The sequence below is a fragment of the Gordonia sp. NPDC003376 genome (assembly GCF_053589235.1).
Genome location: NZ_JBSFRM010000004.1, coordinates 238,585 through 258,558 on the forward strand (window position 1 = coordinate 238,585; position 19,974 = coordinate 258,558).

The following is a 19,974-nucleotide window of genomic DNA, read 5'->3' on the forward strand; positions in this document are numbered from 1 at the left end:
GCGGTCGAACGCGGGGCGTGTGGATCATCCACACGCCCCGCGTCAGCTCGCCAGGTTCTGGACGGGCTTGCGCTGTCGCGGGCCGCGGTGATGGCCGGCGCGAACGGTCGCGATGATCGTCTCCTCGGTCTGCGCCCAGGCGGACACGACGTCGGAGTAGGTGAGCCGCATCCGCAGGTAGCCGAGACGGGCCGCGACCTGGTCTCGGCGACGGTCCTCGGCATAGTTCTCGGCACCGGTGTGGTGGGCGATGCTGTCGACCTCGATGATGAGACGATCGCCGACGAGGAGATCGACCCGGCCGAGACCGGCGATGAAGACCTGCGGACGCACCTTGATGCCGCATCGACGCAGGCGGAGCCGGACCATCGTCTCGGTCCCGGACTGGGCCCGGCCGTCGGACACGTCCAGACAGCGTCGGACGCGCTGGGGAGCACCTGCGAAGGCGGCAGTGACCTGGGCTGATGTCAGGACACGGGTGGACGGCTTGCGCGACAGGTCGAGCAGGGAGTCGACGACGATGACGATTCCCTCGTCGTCGAGGCATCGCAGCGCATGCCGAAGGGCGGTCTGGGCGTCGTCGAGGGCCGACGTCACCGCGAACGGTCGGTCATAGCTGCGGCAATAGCGTCGCGGGTGCTCGGCATGGGCGCTACGGCTGCCGCGGACGTGGACCTCGCGTGCGTGGTGGGGAATCCACACGTCATGTCGGGCGAGCGCCGTCAGGCAGGTGAGCGCGCCGCCGAGCCGGACGGCCTCGACGAGCTGGGCGTCGGCGTCGGGCGTCGAGTACCAGCCGTGCCGGAGCTTGGTCAGCGACTTGTCGGCGAGATGACGCCTGATGGTGGTCTGATCCAGGCCGAGCTCGAGGAGCTGGGTCCAGGTGTACACGCCGTCGGTGAGCATGCGTCGAGTGTGCGGGAGCCGGAGAATTCTGCCGTTCGCTCGTCCACAGCCTGGGGATCACGTGTCCGCGGCAGTGGCGACGTCTGATATGTCCAGAAGGTGGCGTCGTTTCGCGGGCCATCGGGATAGTCCCATCGGCTCCCCGGAATCGGCCAGATAGTTACAGCAGAGACTTTAGTATGGCAAACATTCTGTACTGGCGAAGAAATGATGCGGTACCGAAAGGGCGTGCCGTACAGTCCTGTCCGGGTCGGGCCCAAATACTTGTGAGGCGTTCGTATGCGTGTGGGTGGACTGCGGTCGACGGTTTCCGTGATGACGGCGGCCGCGGTGAGTGCATTGGCGCTCGGAATGGCCGGACCGGCCCATGCCGTGGACCCTGACCGGCTGCGGGACGGGTGTATCTGGCTGTCCGACGCCGACGAGGCCAACCACGTGCAGACGTGCACCATCCACTCGGAGTCGCTGGGCCGCGACGTCGTGGTGCAGATCCGCGCGTCTGACAACGCGGCCGGCGAGACCGAACATGCCGTGTACTTCCTCGACGGCCTGGGGTCCAACGACGAGTACTCGACGTGGTCGAAGGACGAGGCCGGCGCGCTCACCTCGTACAGCAGCGCCACCAACCTGGTGATGCCTGCCGGTGGTGCCGGTGAGTGGATGACCAACTGGCAGGAGGCGCCCACCGGCAGCGACACCGCGCCGCAGTGGGACACCTTCATCGGCGAGGAACTGCCCGCGTACCTGGACACGAACTTCGCCGTCGAGCAGACCGGCAATGCGATTGTCGGGGTGTCGATGTCGGGGGCGCCGGCGGTGATCATCGGCCTCAACCACCCCGGTGTGTTCACCGTGATGCGGTCGTACTCCGGCTATTACGAGACCAACAACCCGCTCGGCTGGATCCTGATCCCCTACATCCAGGGGGAGCGCGCCGACATCGACAACGGGCTGTCGGCGATGTGGGGACTGCCGTGGAGCTCCGGCAACCAGTGGGCGGCCAACGATGTCTTGACGCGTATCGCGGAGGCGAAGGCCAACGGCCAGACCGTGGTCATCTCCACCGGCAACGGCCTGCTCACGCCGAAGGAACTGGAGATCGCGTGGACGGTGCTCCAGCAGGCCGTCGAGGAGACCCCGGAGCAGCTCCCCACGCTGCTGGCGGCGGCGGCGTCGGGCATGGTGCTGGGCGTCACCTTGGAACTCGGCGCGCTGGTGTCGACGGCGGTCCTCAACCTCGGTGCCGTCGCCCTGGATCTACCGGTGGAGTTCAGGTACTCCAACGGCGGTCACAACTGGTACGCCTGGGCGCAGGGCGAGGACGAGGATGCCGCCCACATCGAGGATCTGCTCGGGATCACCTCGACGACCCAGAGCTCGACGACCCAGAGCTCGACGACCCAGAGCTCGACGGCACGGTCGCTGGCGGCCGCTGCGGTGACCAGTGATGCAGCAGGGTCGAATGATGCCGGGACGCCTACCACTCCGGCGGCGGAGACTCCCTGGGCGAGTGATACGCCTGAGCCGACCACGTCGGCTGTCGGGGCTCCTGAAGTGACCGAGGCGCCGTCGGAAGTCGAGACGCCCGCGCCAACCGAGGCCTCGAGTGAGGGCCATGAATCAGACGTCACCACTGCCGAACCCGGAGGCGCAGGGACCCCCGAGACGGTCACGCCTGAGCCGACTGGGTCCACCGACGGCAAGGTTTCTCAGTCGGCGTCCGGCAATGGTGAGACCTCTACTGCCACACCGTCGGTAACCGATGCCGAATGATCTGTCGCAGTAGAGGTCTCGGCGGAAGGTAGTCAGAGATCCCGGATCAGGAGCGGGAAGTGATGTTGCCCAGGGAACTCGGGATCTCCCCATTCACGACGTATTCTCCGATGGATCGCGCCTTGTAGATCGCTGGATTGTGCGACGAGATGGTGCGGGCGTTGCGCCAGTGTCGATCGAGTGCGAGGTCCACGTCGGTGGCAGAGGCGCTCGCGGCATCGAAGAGCCGCCACGTTGCTTCGCCGGCGAGCCGGGTATTGAGGACCTGGGTTGCGGCGGAACCGAGGATCACCGCCTGTAAGGAATCGTCGGTGCGGACCGAGTTGTACGTGTCGAACGCTTGGGCGGTGGATTCGACGGCCGTACGCGCGGCGAACGCTGCCGTACCGACCTCGCCGACGGTCTGCAGGACCTGTGGGTCGTGGCGGGCCGAGTCGGACGTCGCCAGCGGATACGTTCGACGGCGGGCGCGGACGATCTGGCCGAGATCGTCGACGGCGCGCCGGAGGATGCCGGCCTGGGTACTCGAGTGCACCAATTGGTAGAACGAGTTCAAGTACTCGGCGACGTCTGCGGAGCTGCGGTCGAAGACATGCCCATCCCTGACCTCCACCCGGTCAAAGTGGGTCGTCCCGCTTGCGGTGAGGCGTTGCCCGAAGCCATTCCAGTCGTCCACCACTGTGACCCCGGGATCGTTCCGGCCCACGACGACCTCCGAGATGCCGTCCTCGCCGACGACCAGGACGTTGATCCAGTCCGAGTAGAGACTGCCCGTTGTGTAGAACTTGGTCCCGGACAAGAACACTCGATCGGATTCTCGGTCGAGTCTCGTCGACGAGTCGATGATGGTGGTCGGTGCCGTGCCGTCGGCGGTTCCGGCGGAGCTCACGGACGCGGCAGGTCCGAAGAGCTCTCCTCGGCCGGCGGCACGAAGGAATCCGTCGCGGACTGGACTCGACTGGCGACCGATCAGGAACTCGATGAAACCGAGGTGCCCGCGAAAGATCTGGACGAAGTTCGAGTCTGCGGCCGCGAGACCGATCAGCTGCTCGGAGAGCGTCGACACCGAGCCTCCTCCGCCACCGAACTCGACCGGTACACGCAATCGCCCGAGTCCGGCCACCGCGAGCGCACGCACATCCGGCTCCGGAGATCGAGACGTACGCTCGCGGTCGGGTGCGTCCACGTAGATCTGTGCGAACAGCGGGTCCAGAGCCTTGATGATGCCTTGTGCAGGGTCCTCGGTGAGATCTTCTGTCGCGGAACCTGTCACAGTTGTCGTTGCGGTCATGCGCGTTGCGTCACCTTGCGTAGTCGGGCGTACTCGAGCCGAGGTAGCGACTCGAGCAACTTCTGGGTGTATGGATGTTGGGGATTGTTGAATACGTCGTCGGAGTCACCTTGCTCGACCCCGCGCCCGTTCTGCATCACCAGCACGCGATCACTCATGTGGTGGATGACACCGAGATCATGCGAGATGAACAGGTAGCTGACGTTCAACTGGTCTTGCAGGTCGGTCAGGAGATCGAGGATCTGGGCCTGGATCGATACGTCGAGCGCTGAGACAGCCTCATCGAGAACCACGACCTCCGGATTGGTGGCCAAGGCGCGCGCGATCGCCACTCGCTGACGTTGACCACCGGACATCCTCAGCGGCCACGACCGCACATGATGCTCGCTCAACCCGACCATCTCCAGGAGTTCGACGACACGGGCCGCTACACGAGAGGACTGCGTCGGGTCGCCGAGGCGTACTGCGTCGGCGAGTATCCGTGAGACATTCCATCGTGGGTCGAAGGAACTCAACGGATCCTGATAGACGACCGAGATGCGACGGCGGATGGCGCGCTGCGCCGGACCGCGGGCGTCGCTCCAGGGTTCCCCGCGGAACATCACCGACCCCGAGTCGGGTTGTACCAGCGACAATGCGATTCGCGCGACTGTGCTCTTTCCGGAGCCGGATTCACCGACGATTCCCAATGTTTCGGCCTGATCGAGGTGAAATGACACATCGTCGACCACCCGTCGTCGGATGCGATCGGGTCCGCGGTAGGACTTCACGACATTGCGTACCTCCAGCAGTGGGGTCGCGGTGTCACCTGGGGCCTCGCGAGACCCGAACAGCGCGGCGGCCGTGCGGGTGGGCGGCGTGTTGCCGGACAGTCGCACACCCTTGGTGTGCTCACTGGGTACTGCATCGATCAGCTGTCGGGTATAGGGATGGTGGGGATCTGCCAACACGTCTTGTGCAGGACCACGCTCTACGATCTGTCCGCCCTGCATCACCAGGATCTCGTCGGCCATCCGCGCCACCACCGCCAGATCATGACTGATCAGGATCACCGTGGTACCGCCCTCGATCATGGCTTGCAGCACGTCCAGAACCTGTGCCTGGACGGTGACATCGAGCGCGGTGGTCGGCTCATCGGCGATGACCAGCGACGGATTGAGGGCGATCGCCGATGCGATCAGTGCCCGTTGTCGCAGACCGCCGGACAGTTCGCCAGGTCGTTGGCGGGCGCGGATTGCCGGCTCGGGCACGCCGACCCGTTCGAGAACGTCGGCGACGTCCCGCGTTCGGTCGGTTCGGTTGCCGGCCCCGTGCAGCGAGAAGGCCTCGGCGATCTCCTTGCCGACGGGCCGAAGGGGGTCCAGCGAGACGAGGGCGTCCTGCAGGATGAAGCCGATTTCTGCACCGCGGAGTGATCGCCACCAAGAGTCGGAACGACCGAGGATGCTCTGTCCCTGGAACTCGAGGGTGGTCGCGTCGACCGTGGCGCCCTCGCCGGACAGTCCGACGAGGGTACGCGCGGTCACCGACTTGCCCGATCCGGACTCTCCGACGAGGGCCACGCACTGGCCCCGTCGTACGGTCAGGGAAACGTCTTTGACGACGTGAACCGTCGGAGTTCCGTTGCCGCCGAAGGAGACATTGAGTCCTTCGACCCGAACGAGCGGTGTCTCGCCGTCGTTCGGGGTGTTCCCGGTGCCGTCGGGGCCGGTGATGGTGGCGGTCATCAGTGTGAGATCCCTTCAGAACGATCCTGGAAGTAACGTCCGAGTTGGGTGAACGCCAGCGCCGTGAACGCGATGGCAAGGCCGGGCATGACCTCCAGCCACCACGCGGTGGTGATGTCAGCCCGCCCGGAGTTCAGTAGTGCGCCCCACTCGGGGGAGGGTGGCGCCACTCCGAGTCCGAGAAACGACAGCCCTGACGCCCACACGATGCTCTGGCCGACTCCGAGTGCCACCAATGCCACCAGTGGTCGAAACGAGTTGGGAAAGATGTGCTGGGTGAAGATGGTTCGGCGGGTGTGACCCAACGCTCGTGCAGCCTCGACATACGCAGAGTCGCGCACTCCCAGCGACTGCGCCCGGATCAACCGTGCGTAGCCGGGAGCCGATCCGATACCTACCGCGATGATGAGGCTCGTCTCGGAGGGACCGAGGAGTGCCACGAACAGCAACGACAGCAGCAGTACTGGAAATGCCAGCAGGATGTCGAGCAGCCGGTTGGTGGGTTCGGCCAGCCAGCGAGGGGTCAAGGCGGCGATGAAACCGAGTAGTAGGCCGACCAGCAGGGAAAGCGCCATGGCACCCATCCCGATCAGCAGGGAACTCCGGGTGCCCCAGATGATTCGGCTGTACAGATCCCGGCCGACGCTGTCGGTGCCGAGCCAGTGCTCGCTCGACGGTGGGGCCAGCGTCTGTCCGAGGTCGACCGAGTACGCGGAATCGGTTGCCAGCACCTGAGGCGCGACCGCGGCGACCAGGATCACGACGACCACGATTCCCGCCCCGGCGGCCGAGAGGGGGACCCCCGCGACCGCTGCGCGCAGACGGCCACGCGACCTCTGGATGACAGTTGCAGGAGCGCTCATCGATTGCCGCCCAACCTGGGATCGATCGCGGTGTAGACGATGTCCACGAGTAGATTCACCGTCACGTAGACGGCGCTGATCAGGATCACTATTCCCATGACGAGTTCGAAGTCCTTGTCTGACACGGATTTCACGAGAATCGCTCCGATTCCGGGCCGAGCGAAGACCGATTCGACGAGTACCGCTCCGGACAAGAGCGCGCCCATTGCCCAGCCGGACAGAGTGATACCAGGGATCAACGCGTGCCGAAGCACATGCCGAAGCCGAACCCCGTTGTCGCTCATGCCGCGTGTCCGCGCCGACAGGACGAAAGGCTGACGAATTGCCCTGTCGAACTCGGTTCGCGTGGCCTGACCGATGAATCCCGCGAGCGGGATGGCGAGAGTGAAGGCGGGCAACACGGTCCCGGCGAACCCGACTCCGCCGATCACCGGGAAGAGCCGAAGGTTCACGGCGAAGACGAGCAGAAGGATGACACCCAACCAGTACTGGGGCAGTCCTGCAGTGATGGTCTCCACCGCCGAGCCGACTGTCTTGGTGCGGGGGCTACGTCCGGCGGTGAGCAAGGTCCATGGAACCGAGATCAACCAGGCGAGCACCAGAGCCGAGACGGTGAGGGTGAGCGTCGGACCGATCTGTTCGCCGATGATGGCGGCTACCGGTCGTCGCAGTTCCCACGACGTGCCGAAGTCGCCGCGCAAGACGTTTGCGAGGTAGGAAAAGTACTGCACGACAAGCGGTCGATCCCAACCGTATTGGGCATTGACCGCGGCGATCTCGGCCGGACTCCGGGAGGTCGTCTGCCCGGATTGGATATTGAGCACGATGGCGGCGCGGTCGCCGGGTAACACCGACAGCACCACGAACGTGAGCGTGATGGCACCCCACAGTACGAAGACCGCCGACCCCAGCTTGGTGGCGACAACGGCCACCACGCGGCGACCCTGTATTCGTGGCCCTGGCGCTTGTTCTGCGTCCACCACCTCCACGAGGCTGACGTCGGCGGCCGTCATCTACTGGCTCCCGTCGAGCTGGACGTCGGAGAACACCGGCAGGCCGTTACTACCTTGGTCCTGCCAGAACCCCTTGAGATCCTTGGCGGTCACCACGTTGTTGGTGAAGTCGTAGAACCCGATCGCGATCGCATGGTCGTTGAAATACCGTTGCAGATCCTGATACTGGGCAGCGCGTGCCGTGGGGTCCGGGTTCACCTGTGCTGCCATGATCTGCGCCTCGACCTGCGGGTTGTCGAAGAACGTCTTGTTGTTCCCGTTCGGATGGTCGGGAGTACCTGCGCTGTAGACGATGTCGAGGATGTTCGGGGCGGGCCACACCCAGTATCCGAAGTACAACTCCAGTTCGTCGACGCCAGAACCCTCACCCGCGAAGAGCTGAGTCATCGTCAGCGGAACCAGATCGAGCTTGAACCCGACCTTGCCGACCTGCTCCTGGACGGCTTGGAGTGCAGCGGTTCCGTCCTGGCTGATGATCGGGCCGGCTCCATAAGGCAGGCGGACCACCAGCGGTTGCCCGTCCTTCTCGCGGACACCGTCCGCGTTGAGCTTCCATCCTGCCTCATCGAGAAGTGTTGCGGCCCTGGCTGGATCGTATGCATAAGTGTTGTTGACATCGAGGTAGAACGGGTTGGTCGGGCTCATGGACCCGTTGGCATCGTAGTCTGCCGAACCCTTGAACACGGCCTCGGCGATCTGCTTGCGATCGGATGCGTAGGCAAATGCCTGGCGGACCCTCTCATCGGTGAACGGGCCTCGGGCGACGTTGAACGAGAACGCCTGCTGCCGCCCTCCGGTGACGTAGTTGAAGGCCTTGTAGTCCTTCTCGGCGGTAGCCCACTGATTGGCCGGAGGGTTGTAGATCGCTTGTGCCTGACCCGTGGTCAGCGCGCTCCACCGGGTTGTGGCATCCGGTGCGAACTTCCACTCGAGGTACTTCGCGTATGCCGGGCCCTGATGTTTGGCGTTCTGCGGAGCGGAGGCATACGAGTCGTTCCGTTCGAACAGAATCGACTGACCCTGCGACCACTTGTTGACCTTCCAAGGTCCGGAGCCTATCGGATACTGGCAGTTCTGGGCTTCCGAGTTCTTGCTCAACGCGGTAGGCGATTGAATTCCGTAGTGCCCGTTCGCCAACACGCGTAAGATCTCCGGGTTGGGCTCGGACAGGTGAAGGGTCACCTTGTTGGCGGCGTCGGCGGTGGCACCGGTCAGGTAGGAGAAGCTGTTCCAGCCGAGATTCTTGACCCAGTAGTTCACGTTCGTGACCACGGCGTCGGCGTTCAACGGAGTGCCGTCGGTGAACGTGACCCCGTCCTTGAGGACGAAAGTGACGTCCTTGCGGTCCGCCGATGTGCTCCATTCGGTGGCCAGCCAGGGAACGGGCTTGTCGCTATCCCAGCTGACCAGCGAATCGAATACCTGCCGTGACAGGTACGCCTGCTGAACCCAGCCACCCCAGATGCATGGTGGCTCCTGCTCGTGGACGTAGGTGATGGTCTCGGACTTCTCCGTACCGGCGTCGGTCGTTGTCGACGCGGAGCAGGACGCCACCGCGAGGGCAGCAGTCAAGGCTGCGCCCGCGGTCAGTCCGACTTTCCAACGGGATTTCACCGTGGTATTTCCTTTCCAGGTGCACGTGCGTTGACGTGCAATAGATCTCGACATCTTGGTGGGCGGGCATGAGGCAAGGTTCTCGGGGGCTGGGGCCGGGGGCTGGGGGCTGGGGGCGGGGGTTGCGAAACCGTGAGTGGGTCGAGTCAGCCGCGGCGCCGTAGGTCCACACCACTGAGCCAGGCGCGGAATGGCGAGGTCCCGTTGAGATCGTGAGCTCCGATGCTCACCAGCCGATGGGGGGTCGGGTTGTGACTGGCCAGCGTTCTGGCATTGCGCCAGTGCCGATCCAGGGCAAGGTCCGCATCGAGTGCCGAAGCGCCGCCGACGTCGAAGAGTCGTGTGGTGGCGGCCAACACGATATCGATGGCGATGACCTGCGCTCGGTACACGTCGATCTCGACCTCGTCGAGGAACTCCTCGTCAGCATCGCCGATCGTGATCGCGTGGTCGAGTTCATCGAGGCGGGAGGCGACCTGACGGGTGAGCGCGGCTGCCGCGTATGCCGCGGCACCGATCTCACCGACCACCGACTGCACCACGGGATCGTGGGCCGGGATCGATCCAGACCCCTGCGCAAAGTAGCGACGGCGATGACGGACATACTCGACGACATCGCGATGTGCTGCCCGGGCGATCCCTGCGAGAGCGGCGATATGCCAGAACTGCGCCAGTGAGGTGCCATAGCTGCCCGGCCGTTGGTCGTCGGGTAGTGGGGGAGCCGACGCGGTGTCGGCGTTCCGGAATCTGGTGGTTCCGCTGACGGTGAGTCGCTGACCGAATCCATTCCAGTCGTCGAGCAACTCGACCCCGGGATCGGTGCGGGCGACGACGGCCTGTGTGATCCCGTCGGGCCCTTCACCTGTGGTGACGATCCAGTCGGCGTACCAGGACCCGGTGGAGTAGAACTTCTCACCGGACACCAGGTGGCGGCCGTCCTCGGTACGCGTGACCGTGGTCGAGAAGTGGCTGTGGTTCTCCGCTGAGCGTTCGGTGTACGCACCACCGATGATGTCTCCGCCCCCGATCCGGCGGAGCCAGTCGTCTCGCTCAGGACTCTCTGGTGCCTGACGGAGCAACTCGGTGTACAAGAAGTGTGCTCGCAGGATCTGGACGATGTTCGAGTCGGCCGCGGCCAGATCTACCAGCAGTTCAGAGAGCTCCACGAGGTTCGCTGCGCCACCGCCGAATTCGGCCGGAACCCGCAGCGCGGTGAATCCGGCATCCGCGAGATCCCGGACGAGTTGGGTGGGGAGCTCGTGTGCTCGTTCCCGTGCAACCGCAGTGTCGGTGATCGTGGTGAACAAGGCGTCGAAACGCTTGTGCAGCTTTCCGTTCGCGTCGTATTGTTGCTCGGTCCTTGAGGTCATCCTCTGGCCTCGACGGCATCGGAGAGTCCGATCTGCCGTCCGCGGTGCGTGGGATCCAGTGCATCGCCCGAACGAAACAGCTTGTTGCGCAGAGTTCCCGGGTGGTACTCCCGCTGTGCCAAGCCGCGGTTCTGCAGGACCGGTACAACGTGATCGACCCACTCGTCCCACCATCCGAGGGTGGTGATGGGTACGACGTTGAATCCGTCGACGCCGGTGGCGGCCCATTCGGCGACGTGGTCGGCGATCTGTTCCGGTGTGCCGGCGAACCGACCGGGCAGGAGTCCTTGTGTGAGCAAATAGTCACGCCACGAGACCGATTCGGGCTCGTCCAGCGACTGCGCGGCCGATCGGAATACCGAACGTACGTGGTCGCCGAGTTGCGCCCGTTGCGCGAGTTCGGCAAGTGGCGTGTCGGGGTCGACCGACGACAGGTCGATGCCGCTGCCGCCACTCCAGAATGCCTGCAGCGCTTCGAAGTCGATGTTGTCCCGGAAGTACTGCTGCTTGCGCTTCGCCTCGTCCTCGGTGGACCCGATGACCGTGGACAAGGTGACGATCTTCTTGAGGGATGCGGGGTTACGGCCCTTGTCGCGAGCCAGTGCGTCGAGCACGGCGATATCGTCGCGCGCGGTTGCGGGGGTCTGCGAGGGAAGGAAGGTCACCTCGGCGTTGTCGACAGCGAATTCTCTTCCTGCGGAGGAATTTCCGGCTTGGAACAGGACTGGCGTGCGCTGTGGTGAAGGTTCGACGATGTGGGGTCCCTGGACCCGATAGCGCGGACCGACGTGGTCGATCGTGCGGATCTTGTCTGGGTCGAAGAACCGATTGGTGGCTGGATCGTGGACCACGGCTCCGTCCTGCCAAGAGTGTTCCCAGAGTTTGTAGGCCACATCGGCGTACTCCTGCGCCCATGCGTACCGCTCGTCGTGGCCGACGATCGAGTCATAGCCGTAGTTGCGGAACCCGTTGGACAGATAGGAGGTGACGATGTTCCAGGCGACGCGCCCGTCCGTGAAGTGATCCAAGGATGAGAGCTGGCGAGCAAAGGTGAACGGGTGACTTTGAATGATGTTGCTGGTCACGGCGATTCCGAGATGCTCGGTCGCCTGTCCAAGGGCTGAGACAATGGTGACGGGATCGGGCTCGGGAAATTGTGATCCTGCGCGAATGGTGGTGGTGCCGTCGCCGAAATCGAGGTCGTAGACCCCGACGACGTCGGCGATGAAGAGCGCGTCGAAGCGGCCTCGCTCGAGTGTGCGCACGACATCGAGGTAGGGGTCGAGTTTGCTGTACCCGTACTGGATGGCGCCCTCCGGGGTACGCCAGAAACCGTGGCTGTGATGGTTGGGCGTCAGGTGTAGGAACCCGTTGTAGATGGGCGGTCGGGACATTGAGGCGGACCTTTGCATCGTGGGGTGAAGGGGTACAGGTGACGACTGGACGCGTCGTCGCAAGACCATGGCCGGGGTAGCCGTATCGAGAAGTATCGGCCGATTCCAGTGATACTTACAAAGGTTTGGATCAGGAAGAGAATTATGAATCATCACTTTATGTGAAGTGAGTAACACGACACTGAGGATGTGCGAGACCAGGAGGGTCAGGCGAGGAAGACGGTCGCGGTCGTCTCGCCGATGTTGCTGATCGTGGACCCCAGGGCGTGTTGGACCAGGACGGTGTCACCGGTGCGTGCAAGGGATCGATTCGTGGGGTGCTCGACACTCACGGCCCCGGAGCCGACGAGAATGGTCAGAGTCCCCGTTGGGCCGACGGGGGGTGTGAGGGCCTCGCGCGGTGCGACTTGCAGACTACGCAGACCGGCGCGGGAAAGTGCGGCGGTCCCCATGTCCACGACGGGCGCGAGCTCATCGGGGATTCCCAGACGCCTCTCGATCCGAATGCAGTCGTGGGATGCGCCACGGGCGAGCATGTCCAGTGTCATTCCGAGTTGATCGGCGACGTCGATCGCGGTGTCGAGTGATATCCCCAGGAGTCCTCGTTCCAATTGGGAGATCGCGCTGGCGCTGATGCCCACGCGACGACCCAGTTCGGTTTGGCTCCATCCACGTTCGAGACGCGCGGTCCGGACGCCCTGTCCGAGCGTCCGCGCTCCGAGACTTGATCGTTTCGACCCGCCGACGGCGAGGCCGACATCGAGTGACACACGGCTGCGACTGATGGATCGGCCGTCCGCCCGGGTTGTGGTGACCGCTCCGTCGGCGACTTCGAGGACGACCTGCATGGTCCAGATCCACTCTGCCTGAGCCAAGCTGCCTGGGTCGACAAGCCAATGACAGACCGTATCGGATGAGCAGAACACCGCTTGGGCGGTACGTGTGATCTCCGCGCTCAACGACGGATCGTCGACCGCGGAACGGAAAACGGTGAGATCGACGATGATCGTGGCATCCGAGGGTAGTTCCGCTCTCAGTGATCCCAGGTCTTGTGCTTCGGCTCTCGTTGCGGGCCGGTGAGACGCGGCGCGAATGCGGTCACGGATCCCGGCCACTTCACCGTCGATCGACCATAGGATGTTCTCGCCGCCCACCAGGGGGCCGATCACCGAATCCAGCTGTGGAGTACCGGTACCGAAGGGGAATGGAGCGGAGGGGCCGGTTCCGAGGCTGACCGTGTCTGCCATCGTCTGTTCCCTCGTGCGCTTCGATGTTGACATGTCGAGCACGAGACTAGCCCACGACGATGGAGCACGACCGTGTCCGCGACTATTGTCGGCCCAATGAGTGAAGGGTCTCGGTCGGCGGCGGATTCGGGGGTGGACGCCGGAGAGGTCGGCTCCATCAACGGCATCGCGGAAGCGGCACGCGGGGAACTGTCCGCACGAATGGCCGATGTCTCCAGTGTTTCCCGGTTCAGTGGTCCGTGGACGGCGTCCACACGCTGGCTGGGTGGGTTCAGGGTCGCGGCAACGGCGCGAGGCCACACGATAGAGTTCGACGAGCCGGCGGACCTGACCGGGCGAGACTCGGCCCCGACCCCGCACGAGTACCTGTTGTCGGCAGTCGCTGCCTGTATCACCGACGGAATGGTGTTGCATGCAACCCTCGCAGGAGTGCATCTGTCCGATCTACGAGTGACAGTGCGAGCGCGTTTCGACAACATCCTTCGATGGGCAGGGTTGGTAGACCAAGGCAACCCAGGGTTTCACAGCCTCGAGATCAAGGCCGTTGTCGTGTCCGAGGCTGATCCCGATGTCCTCGACGCCCTGTGGAGCAGGGCGGTGTCGGGGTCGCCGGTGGCGCAGACGGTGGCGCGTCCCACCTCGCTGGTCACGAAACTCGAAGTGGTCGACGAGGCGTGATCGGGGAGTTCTAGCCGATCCGTACGCGCAGCGCCCGCCGGTCGATCTTGCCCGGTCCGCGAAGGGGGAGGGCGGCCATCGTCACCACCTCGCGGGGCGCGGCGTATCGGCCGAGCCGGTCGGTGACGGCGTCCTGGATGCGCTGGGCGTCCACCGTCCTGCCCGACGCCGGGACCACCACGGCCACAACCTTTTCCCCGAGGAGTTCGTCCGGGATGCCCACCACGGCGCACTCGGCGACGGCCGGGTCGTCGGCGATCACGGCCTCCACCACCTGTGGGACGATGGTCAGCCCGCCGGTGGAGATGGCCTCGTCGGCGCGGCCGGTGATCTGCAGGACGCCGTCGACGACGCGACCGAGGTCATCGGTGCGGAAGCTACCGGCGTGCGCGAAGGCGGGATGGTCGGGCAGCAGCCGATATCCGTGTGCCACCATCGGTCCCGAGAGCGACACCCGGCCCACGTCACCAGGACCGGCGTCGACGATCTGGATCCGGACACCGTCGAGCGGGATGCCGTCGTAGACGCACCCGCCGGCGGTCTCACTCATCCCGTAGGTGCGGACGATCGGGATGCCCGCGTCGATCGCCTTGTGCAACAGGGCAGGTGGGGTGGCGGCGCCGCCGACGAGCAGGGCGTCGACGCCGGCGAGTGCGGCCACGGCGCGAGGGGAGTCGAGTGTCTTGCGCAACTGCGTGGGGACCAGTGAGGTGTAGCGGCGCGGACCGTCGAGCGCGTCGAGCGCATCGGCGAAGGTCCCGGGATCGAAGCCGTCGGCCAGGTCGAGTACCGCCGGGGTGAAACCTGCTGCCAGGGAACGCAACAGCACCTGCAGCCCGGCGATGTGGTGCGGCGGCAGGGCCAGCAGCCAGGCGCCCTCGCCGCCGAGATGCGTCGCGGTGGCGCGAGCCGACGCGGTGAGTGTGGCAGCGGTGTGCTGAGAACCCTTGGGGATGCCGGTGCTTCCCGATGTGGCGATCACCAGCACCACGGCGTCGTCGATCTCGGCGCCGATCCCGAACGCCCCGGTGAGCAGTTCCTGCTCACGCGGGTCGTCGGGGACCGGCGCGAACGAGGCCTCGCCGGCCAGCATGGCACGGAGGTCGTCGAGCCGGTCGAGTACGGCGGGACCGGATGGAAGGGGAAGTGGCCGTAGGGTTCTCAGGACTCGTCCCCGTCCCCGTCGGGTCGCTCCCCGCCATCGGTGGTCTCCTCGCCGGTGGTCTCTTCGTCGGCGGTCGTGTCACCGGGGGTCGTGGGCGAGGCCAGCGGTGAGTTGTCGAACGGCCAGCCCTGATCTTCCAGATAGGTGCGGACACGCGAGATGTCGGTCTCGTGGGGCAGTTCCTGGGTGACCTCGGTGATCTTGACGCCCGCGTCGATCTTGGAGATCGGTTCGGGCGGCGGTGCCGACTCGGCGATCAGCTCGGAGGACACCTGCTGCACCTCGTCCTCGGTCAATTGGCGGCGCAGGATCGCCAGCAGCGGGACGTAGTCGCGTTCGGGGACACCGTTGGGATACCCGGCGCGCAGCCAGTCGATGATCCTGCTCACGAGGGATCGTTCGGCCATGTGTCAAACCCCCTCTCCGTGGTGGACGGTGGGTAATGGTGATTGTACGAAAGAACCCGGCCACACTCCGAGGGGTGCGGCCGGGTGCTCGTCGTCTGTCGGGTGCTCACACCGCCGTGGTCGCGAGCGGCCAACCGGCGGAGGCCAGACGGCCCGCGACCTGGTTGATCTCGTCTTCGGTGGGGAGTTGGGAGGTGACCTGCGCGATGGCGTCGCGGATGGCCTCCTCGGGCACCGGCACGGTGACATCGTTGTGCCGGGCCAGGCGGAGTGCGACCTCGGTGACCTCGGTCTCGTCGAGTTCGGACCGGATCAGCAGGGCGAGCAGGGGCGGGAAGTCGGTGGACGGGATGCCCTCCGGGTAGCCCTTGCGAATCCAGCCGACCGCGGACTCGAACAGCGAGGGGTTGCTCATCGGTACCTTCTCAGCAGTCTCTCGGGGGGCTTACTTGTAGGCCCAGCTCGGGAAGATCTTGATATCGGTGTAGTAGAGGATCGTCTGGCGGGTGATCCACAGGATGCCGAACACGATCGCCGTCAGGACCAGCGCGTAGAGCACGTAGGCGAGGGCCTTCAGCGCCGGGTTGGGGGCGGTGAGGGTGCCGTCGGCGTTGGCGTCGCCGGCGCCCGCGGCCTGCAGGCGCAGGCCCACCGCGAAGAGGGCCGGGAGACCCGCGCCGAAGATCAGCCCCACGATCAGCACCTTGGCGATTGCTTCGAGAGTGTGCATCGTCGAAATCCTTTCGGGCCGGCGCTCAGGCGACCGGGGTGGACGTGGGGGAGTCGGTCGTCTCGGCCGGGATGAGGCCGGTCTCCTCGTTCCATTCGTCGTTGACGTTGTTGGCGTCGATCTTGTTCTGCTGTGCGCGCCAGTACATGAAGGCCGAGAGGCCGACGAGGATCGCGAAGATCACGAGTGCGCCGAGGACGTTGCCCAGCAGGTGGGCGATGCCGAAGCAGATCGCGCCGACGATGCCGGCGGCCGGCAGGGTGGTGACCCAGGCGATGGCCATGCGGCCGGCGACGCTCCAGCGGACCTGGGCGCCCTTCTTGCCGACACCCGAACCGAGGATCGAGCCGGTGGCGACCTGGGTGGTCGACAGTGCCATACCGGCGGCCGACGAGGTGAGGATGATGGCGGCGGAGCTGGCCTCGGCGGCCATGCCCTGCGGCGAGGAGATCTCGACCAGACCCTTGCCGAGGGTGCGGATGATGCGCCAGCCACCGAGGTAGGTGCCGAGGGCGATCGCACCGGCACAGGAGAACACGATCCAGAACGGCAGGCCGTGGCTGACGCTCGAGGCCTCGAGATGGCCGGAGGCGATCAAGGCCATGGCGATGACGCCCATGGTCTTCTGCGCGTCACCGGTTCCGTGTGCCAGCGAGACCATCGAGGCGCTCGCGATCTGTCCATAGCGGAACCCGGCTTCTTTCTTGGATTCCATCACCTTCTTGGTGATCGCGAAGACCAGCCAGGTGCCGCAGGCGGCGACGGCGCAGGCGATCACCGGGGCCAGCAGTGCGGGCACGATGATCTTGGAGACGATGCCTTCCCAGTTGATGCCGGAGAGGCCCAGGGCGGCGATACCCGAACCGATGAGGCCACCGAACAGGGCGTGCGAGGAACTCGACGGTAGGCCGAACAGCCAGGTGAACAGGTTCCACAGGATGCCGCCGATGAGGCCGGCGAAGATGATCAGTAGTGCTGTGGTGGCACTCAATCCGGCGATCAGGTCGCCTTTGTCGGCGCCGCTGGTCTGTTGGATCTTCAGGACGTCTTTGGTGATGGTGGCAGCGACCTCTACCGAGAGGAACGCACCCACCAGGTTCAGAATCGCCGACAGTCCGACGGCGACCTTCGGCTTGAGGGCGCCGGTGGCGATCGAGGTCGCCATGGCGTTGCCGGTGTCGTGGAAGCCGTTGGTGAAGTCGAACCCGAGTGCTGTGATGACCAGCAACACAAGGATCAGCATCTCTCCGCTCATGGGATCAATCATGCTTCCCCGGAGGTCAAAATTCCTAAACTTCGGAGCGTCGAAATCGGGGTTGAATCAGCCCGTGACCTGGTTGTTTTCCTCACCGTGAGTCGAGTTCATCCAATGTTCATCTTGCTGCCTCTCAGCGTCAATTAAGGATCGGCTCGAACGAACGCTCGGGAAGGGGCTGTCGGGGTGTGGCGCGTGTGGAAGAATTCGCGTGCATGACATCGATGACGTTGGGCATGCCGATCAACTACGCGGGTGACTTCCGCGAGACCATCGACAACCTCTCCGATTACGAAGCTGCCGGGGTGGGGCGCGTCACCGTTCCCGAGGCGTACAGCTTCGACGCGGTGAGTCAGCTCGGCTACATCGCGGCCCGCACCGAGAAGATGGAACTGCAGACGGGCATCCTGCCGATGTACTCGCGCACTCCGACCAATCTGGCGATGACCGCCGCGGGACTCGACTACATCTCGGGTGGGCGTTTCATCCTCGGTATCGGCGCGTCCGGGCCGCAGGTGATCGAGGGTTTTCACGGCGTCAAGTACGACTACCCGGTGGGCCGTGCCCGCGAGAACGCCGACATCTGTCGCATGATCTGGCGTCGGGAGAAGAGCGAGTACCGGGGCCGTCACTACACTCTGCCGCTCACCGAGGAGGACGGTGGCACCGGGCTGGGCAAGGCGCTCAAGATCATCAATCACCCTGTGCGTGACCGTATCCCGATGCTGTTGGCCGCGATCGGACCCAAGAACACCGAGCTTGCCGCAGAGATGTTCGAGGAGTTCCAGCCGTTCCTGTTCCATCCCGAGTATGTCGAGGCGGCCTTCGGTCCGGCGCTCGCGGCGGGCCGGGCCAAGCGGGATCCGGCCCTGGGCGAGTTGGGCATCGTCGTGCAGGCGTCGGCGCTCATCACCGAGGACGCCGAGCAGATCGACAACGCGATGCAGCTGGTCCGCCACCACGCCGCGCTCTACATCGGCGGTATGGGCGCGCGCGGCAAGAACTTCTACAACACCCTCGCCGTTCGCTACGGCTATGCCGACGAGGCCACCCTGATCCAGGATCTCTACCTCGACGGCAAGAAGGCCGAGGCCGCCGCGGCGGTGCCCGACGACCTGGTGCGGGCGATGAGCCTGATCGGGCCGCTGACGCTGGTGAAGGAACGCGTCGAGGCATTCCGCGGTGCCGGCGTCACCGTTCTGCTCGCCTCGCCGGTTGCGCCCACCCACGCCGAGCGTGTCGAGGACATGGGACAGTTGGCGGAACTCGTGTGAGCCACATCAGGTCCCTTGTTGCACGCGACGCGGAGACAACCCCTAGATTGTCGCTGTGACAAAGCGCGCAGTGGGCGCCGGCGATCCTGGGATCGTCGTGGCGTTCGCCTTGGACCCGTACCGCCGGGGGATCGTGGCCTTCGGCCGGACCGCCACCGTCGCCCGAGCCGAGCAACTCGTCGCACGCATCGGGAACGCCATCGGTGTGCCACTCGAGCGCCGTGGCGACCTGAACTGGGTCCTGCGGCTGGATGCCGATGCCGATTCGCTTGCGGAACTGGTCGATCGGCTGCGCGCCGCCCTGAGCAACCCGATGTCGGGGCCGGTACCGGTGAACGGGTTGATCGAGGTGACCGCCGGAGTGGCGCTGGCGGCCGAGTTGCCGGGGGTGTACGACGACGATCTGGAGCGGTGCGCGGACGCCGCGTTGTCGGAGGCGATCACAGATGGGCTGAGCGTCGTCTTCGCCGAGGCCGGGATGCGCGAGCGGATCACCGAGGAAGTGCGACTCGCCACCCGCCTCGCGGTGACCGACACGCATGAGTTCATCGTCCACTACCAGCCGATCATGACCCTCGGTGAGAATCGACGAACGGTCGGATACGAGTCGCTGATGCGATGGGACACCCGCGAGGGGTTGCTCGGTCCGGCCGAGTTCATGACCGCCGCCGAGGCCTCGTCCATGATCGTGCCGATCGGTCGACACACCATCGAGCTCGCCATCGCCGATCTCGCGCAGCGGATCGGTCCCCGGCTCGGCAGCGAAGCGTTCGTCTCGGTGAACCTGTCGGTGCAGCAACTCCGCGACGCCGACCAGTATGCACACATGGCGGCGATGATCGAGGCCTACGAGGTGACTCCGTCGAGTATCTGGATCGAGGTGAGCGAGAAACACATGGTCGGCGTCGGTGGGCAGACCGCGGCGGCGATCGAGGCGCTCCACGACCTCGGCTGCAAGATCTGCGTGGACGACCTCGGTGCCGGGTTCTCGGCCCTTCGCTATGTACGCGATCTGCCGGTCGATGTGCTCAAGGTCGACCGTGCACTGATCTGGACACTCGACTCCGGTGAATCAGGGCGAGCGATCGTGCAGGCCATCTGCGACATGGCCCGGGCGATCGGGGTGACCACGGTGGCCGAGGGCATCGAGAACGCCGACATGCTCGCCGCAGTGGAAGAACTGGGCTTCGACTACGCCCAGGGTTATCACCTGGGGCGGCCCGGTCCGATCGAGAACCACCTGGCGACAGCCTGATCGGACCGGGCC

General features: G+C 65.2%; 18 protein-coding genes. 4 read left to right on the forward strand and 14 right to left on the reverse strand.

The features are described 5' to 3' along the window. Positions 1 to 42 precede the first annotated feature (42 nt). Complete coding sequence (locus ACWDUA_RS06740) at positions 43 to 906, reverse strand: endonuclease domain-containing protein (protein WP_449750233.1); 864 nt, start codon at positions 904 to 906, stop codon at positions 43 to 45. A 315-nt stretch (positions 907 to 1,221) separates the two neighbouring features. On the opposite strand from ACWDUA_RS06740, the gene ACWDUA_RS06745 reads away from it, so the two are divergent. After that, a complete protein-coding gene (locus tag ACWDUA_RS06745) occupies positions 1,222 to 2,679 on the forward strand; it encodes an alpha/beta hydrolase-fold protein (RefSeq protein WP_449750234.1) in 1,458 nt (485 codons plus the stop codon). 46 nt (positions 2,680 to 2,725) lie between these two features. Here ACWDUA_RS06745 and ACWDUA_RS06750 read toward each other — a convergent pair whose 3' ends face one another. From ACWDUA_RS06750 to ACWDUA_RS06785, 8 genes are all read right to left on the reverse strand, one after another. Next, positions 2,726 to 3,970, reverse strand: coding sequence for an acyl-CoA dehydrogenase family protein (locus ACWDUA_RS06750; protein ID WP_449750235.1), 1,245 nt, complete (start codon positions 3,968 to 3,970; stop codon positions 2,726 to 2,728). Then, positions 3,967 to 5,697: a dipeptide ABC transporter ATP-binding protein gene (locus ACWDUA_RS06755; protein ID WP_449750236.1), complete on the reverse strand. Its 1,731-nt coding sequence runs from the start codon at positions 5,695 to 5,697 to the stop codon at positions 3,967 to 3,969. The genes ACWDUA_RS06750 and ACWDUA_RS06755 overlap by 4 nt, the downstream gene beginning before the upstream one ends. Continuing rightward, positions 5,697 to 6,560, reverse strand: coding sequence for an ABC transporter permease (locus ACWDUA_RS06760; protein WP_449750237.1), 864 nt, complete (start codon positions 6,558 to 6,560; stop codon positions 5,697 to 5,699). The genes ACWDUA_RS06755 and ACWDUA_RS06760 overlap by 1 nt, the downstream gene beginning before the upstream one ends. Continuing rightward, complete coding sequence (locus tag ACWDUA_RS06765) at positions 6,557 to 7,573, reverse strand: ABC transporter permease (protein WP_449750238.1); 1,017 nt, start codon at positions 7,571 to 7,573, stop codon at positions 6,557 to 6,559. Before ACWDUA_RS06765 ends, ACWDUA_RS06760 begins: the two co-directional genes overlap by 4 nt. After that, on the reverse strand, positions 7,574 to 9,187 hold the full coding sequence (locus ACWDUA_RS06770) for an ABC transporter substrate-binding protein (protein WP_449750239.1): 1,614 nt from the start codon (positions 9,185 to 9,187) through the stop codon (positions 7,574 to 7,576). 146 nt (positions 9,188 to 9,333) lie between these two features. Continuing rightward, positions 9,334 to 10,557, reverse strand: coding sequence for an acyl-CoA dehydrogenase family protein (locus ACWDUA_RS06775; RefSeq protein ID WP_449750240.1), 1,224 nt, complete (start codon positions 10,555 to 10,557; stop codon positions 9,334 to 9,336). Then, positions 10,554 to 12,128, reverse strand: coding sequence for an NtaA/DmoA family FMN-dependent monooxygenase (locus tag ACWDUA_RS06780; RefSeq protein ID WP_449750241.1), 1,575 nt, complete (start codon positions 12,126 to 12,128; stop codon positions 10,554 to 10,556). The genes ACWDUA_RS06775 and ACWDUA_RS06780 overlap by 4 nt, the downstream gene beginning before the upstream one ends. 29 nt (positions 12,129 to 12,157) lie before the next feature. Beyond that, positions 12,158 to 13,231, reverse strand: a complete 1,074-nt coding sequence (locus ACWDUA_RS06785) for a helix-turn-helix domain-containing protein (protein ID WP_449750242.1) — start codon at positions 13,229 to 13,231, stop codon at positions 12,158 to 12,160. A 168-nt stretch (positions 13,232 to 13,399) separates the two neighbouring features. On the opposite strand from ACWDUA_RS06785, the gene ACWDUA_RS06790 reads away from it, so the two are divergent. Continuing rightward, positions 13,400 to 13,876, forward strand: coding sequence for an OsmC family protein (locus ACWDUA_RS06790; RefSeq protein ID WP_449750243.1), 477 nt, complete (start codon positions 13,400 to 13,402; stop codon positions 13,874 to 13,876). A gap of 10 nt (positions 13,877 to 13,886) precedes the next feature. On the opposite strand, the gene menE is transcribed toward ACWDUA_RS06790, so the two are convergent. From menE to ACWDUA_RS06815, 5 genes are all read right to left on the reverse strand, one after another. Next, on the reverse strand, positions 13,887 to 15,041 hold the full coding sequence (gene menE / locus ACWDUA_RS06795) for an o-succinylbenzoate--CoA ligase (RefSeq protein ID WP_449750341.1): 1,155 nt from the start codon (positions 15,039 to 15,041) through the stop codon (positions 13,887 to 13,889). Further along, complete coding sequence (locus ACWDUA_RS06800) at positions 15,038 to 15,448, reverse strand: DUF3349 domain-containing protein (RefSeq protein WP_449750244.1); 411 nt, start codon at positions 15,446 to 15,448, stop codon at positions 15,038 to 15,040. The genes menE and ACWDUA_RS06800 overlap by 4 nt, the downstream gene beginning before the upstream one ends. 106 nt (positions 15,449 to 15,554) lie before the next feature. Next, positions 15,555 to 15,863, reverse strand: coding sequence for a DUF3349 domain-containing protein (locus tag ACWDUA_RS06805; protein WP_449750245.1), 309 nt, complete (start codon positions 15,861 to 15,863; stop codon positions 15,555 to 15,557). Positions 15,864 to 15,893: 30 nt separating this feature from the next. Continuing rightward, positions 15,894 to 16,178, reverse strand: a complete 285-nt coding sequence (locus ACWDUA_RS06810; RefSeq protein ID WP_449750246.1) for a hypothetical protein — start codon at positions 16,176 to 16,178, stop codon at positions 15,894 to 15,896. A 25-nt stretch (positions 16,179 to 16,203) separates the two neighbouring features. Further along, the gene (locus ACWDUA_RS06815; protein WP_449750247.1) at positions 16,204 to 17,433 is read right to left on the reverse strand and encodes an anion permease; all 1,230 of its coding nucleotides are present in this window, start codon (positions 17,431 to 17,433) and stop codon (positions 16,204 to 16,206) included. A gap of 215 nt (positions 17,434 to 17,648) precedes the next feature. Between ACWDUA_RS06815 and ACWDUA_RS06820 the strand changes: the two genes are divergently transcribed. Together ACWDUA_RS06820 and ACWDUA_RS06825 are read left to right on the forward strand one after the other, a co-directional pair. After that, positions 17,649 to 18,707, forward strand: coding sequence for an LLM class F420-dependent oxidoreductase (locus ACWDUA_RS06820; protein ID WP_449750248.1), 1,059 nt, complete (start codon positions 17,649 to 17,651; stop codon positions 18,705 to 18,707). Positions 18,708 to 18,762: 55 nt separating this feature from the next. Beyond that, positions 18,763 to 19,962: a GGDEF domain-containing phosphodiesterase gene (locus ACWDUA_RS06825; RefSeq protein WP_449750249.1), complete on the forward strand. Its 1,200-nt coding sequence runs from the start codon at positions 18,763 to 18,765 to the stop codon at positions 19,960 to 19,962. Positions 19,963 to 19,974 lie beyond the last annotated feature (12 nt).

Coding starts and splice junctions, on each gene's coding strand:
- ACWDUA_RS06745 (WP_449750234.1), top strand. CDS start 1,222: ATGACGGCGGCCGCGGTGAGTGCATTGGCGCTCGGAATGGCCGGACCG.
- ACWDUA_RS06805 (WP_449750245.1), bottom strand. CDS start 15,863: ATGAGCAACCCCTCGCTGTTCGAGTCCGCGGTCGGCTGGATTCGCAAG.
- ACWDUA_RS06755 (WP_449750236.1), bottom strand. CDS start 5,697: ATGACCGCCACCATCACCGGCCCCGACGGCACCGGGAACACCCCGAAC.
- ACWDUA_RS06765 (WP_449750238.1), bottom strand. CDS start 7,573: ATGACGGCCGCCGACGTCAGCCTCGTGGAGGTGGTGGACGCAGAACAA.
- ACWDUA_RS06785 (WP_449750242.1), bottom strand. CDS start 13,231: ATGTCAACATCGAAGCGCACGAGGGAACAGACGATGGCAGACACGGTC.
- ACWDUA_RS06800 (WP_449750244.1), bottom strand. CDS start 15,448: ATGGCCGAACGATCCCTCGTGAGCAGGATCATCGACTGGCTGCGCGCC.
- ACWDUA_RS06810 (WP_449750246.1), bottom strand. CDS start 16,178: ATGCACACTCTCGAAGCAATCGCCAAGGTGCTGATCGTGGGGCTGATC.
- ACWDUA_RS06760 (WP_449750237.1), bottom strand. CDS start 6,560: ATGAGCGCTCCTGCAACTGTCATCCAGAGGTCGCGTGGCCGTCTGCGC.
- ACWDUA_RS06815 (WP_449750247.1), bottom strand. CDS start 17,433: ATGAGCGGAGAGATGCTGATCCTTGTGTTGCTGGTCATCACAGCACTC.
- ACWDUA_RS06740 (WP_449750233.1), bottom strand. CDS start 906: ATGCTCACCGACGGCGTGTACACCTGGACCCAGCTCCTCGAGCTCGGC.
- ACWDUA_RS06820 (WP_449750248.1), top strand. CDS start 17,649: ATGACATCGATGACGTTGGGCATGCCGATCAACTACGCGGGTGACTTC.
- ACWDUA_RS06750 (WP_449750235.1), bottom strand. CDS start 3,970: ATGACCGCAACGACAACTGTGACAGGTTCCGCGACAGAAGATCTCACC.
- ACWDUA_RS06775 (WP_449750240.1), bottom strand. CDS start 10,557: ATGACCTCAAGGACCGAGCAACAATACGACGCGAACGGAAAGCTGCAC.
- ACWDUA_RS06790 (WP_449750243.1), top strand. CDS start 13,400: ATGGCCGATGTCTCCAGTGTTTCCCGGTTCAGTGGTCCGTGGACGGCG.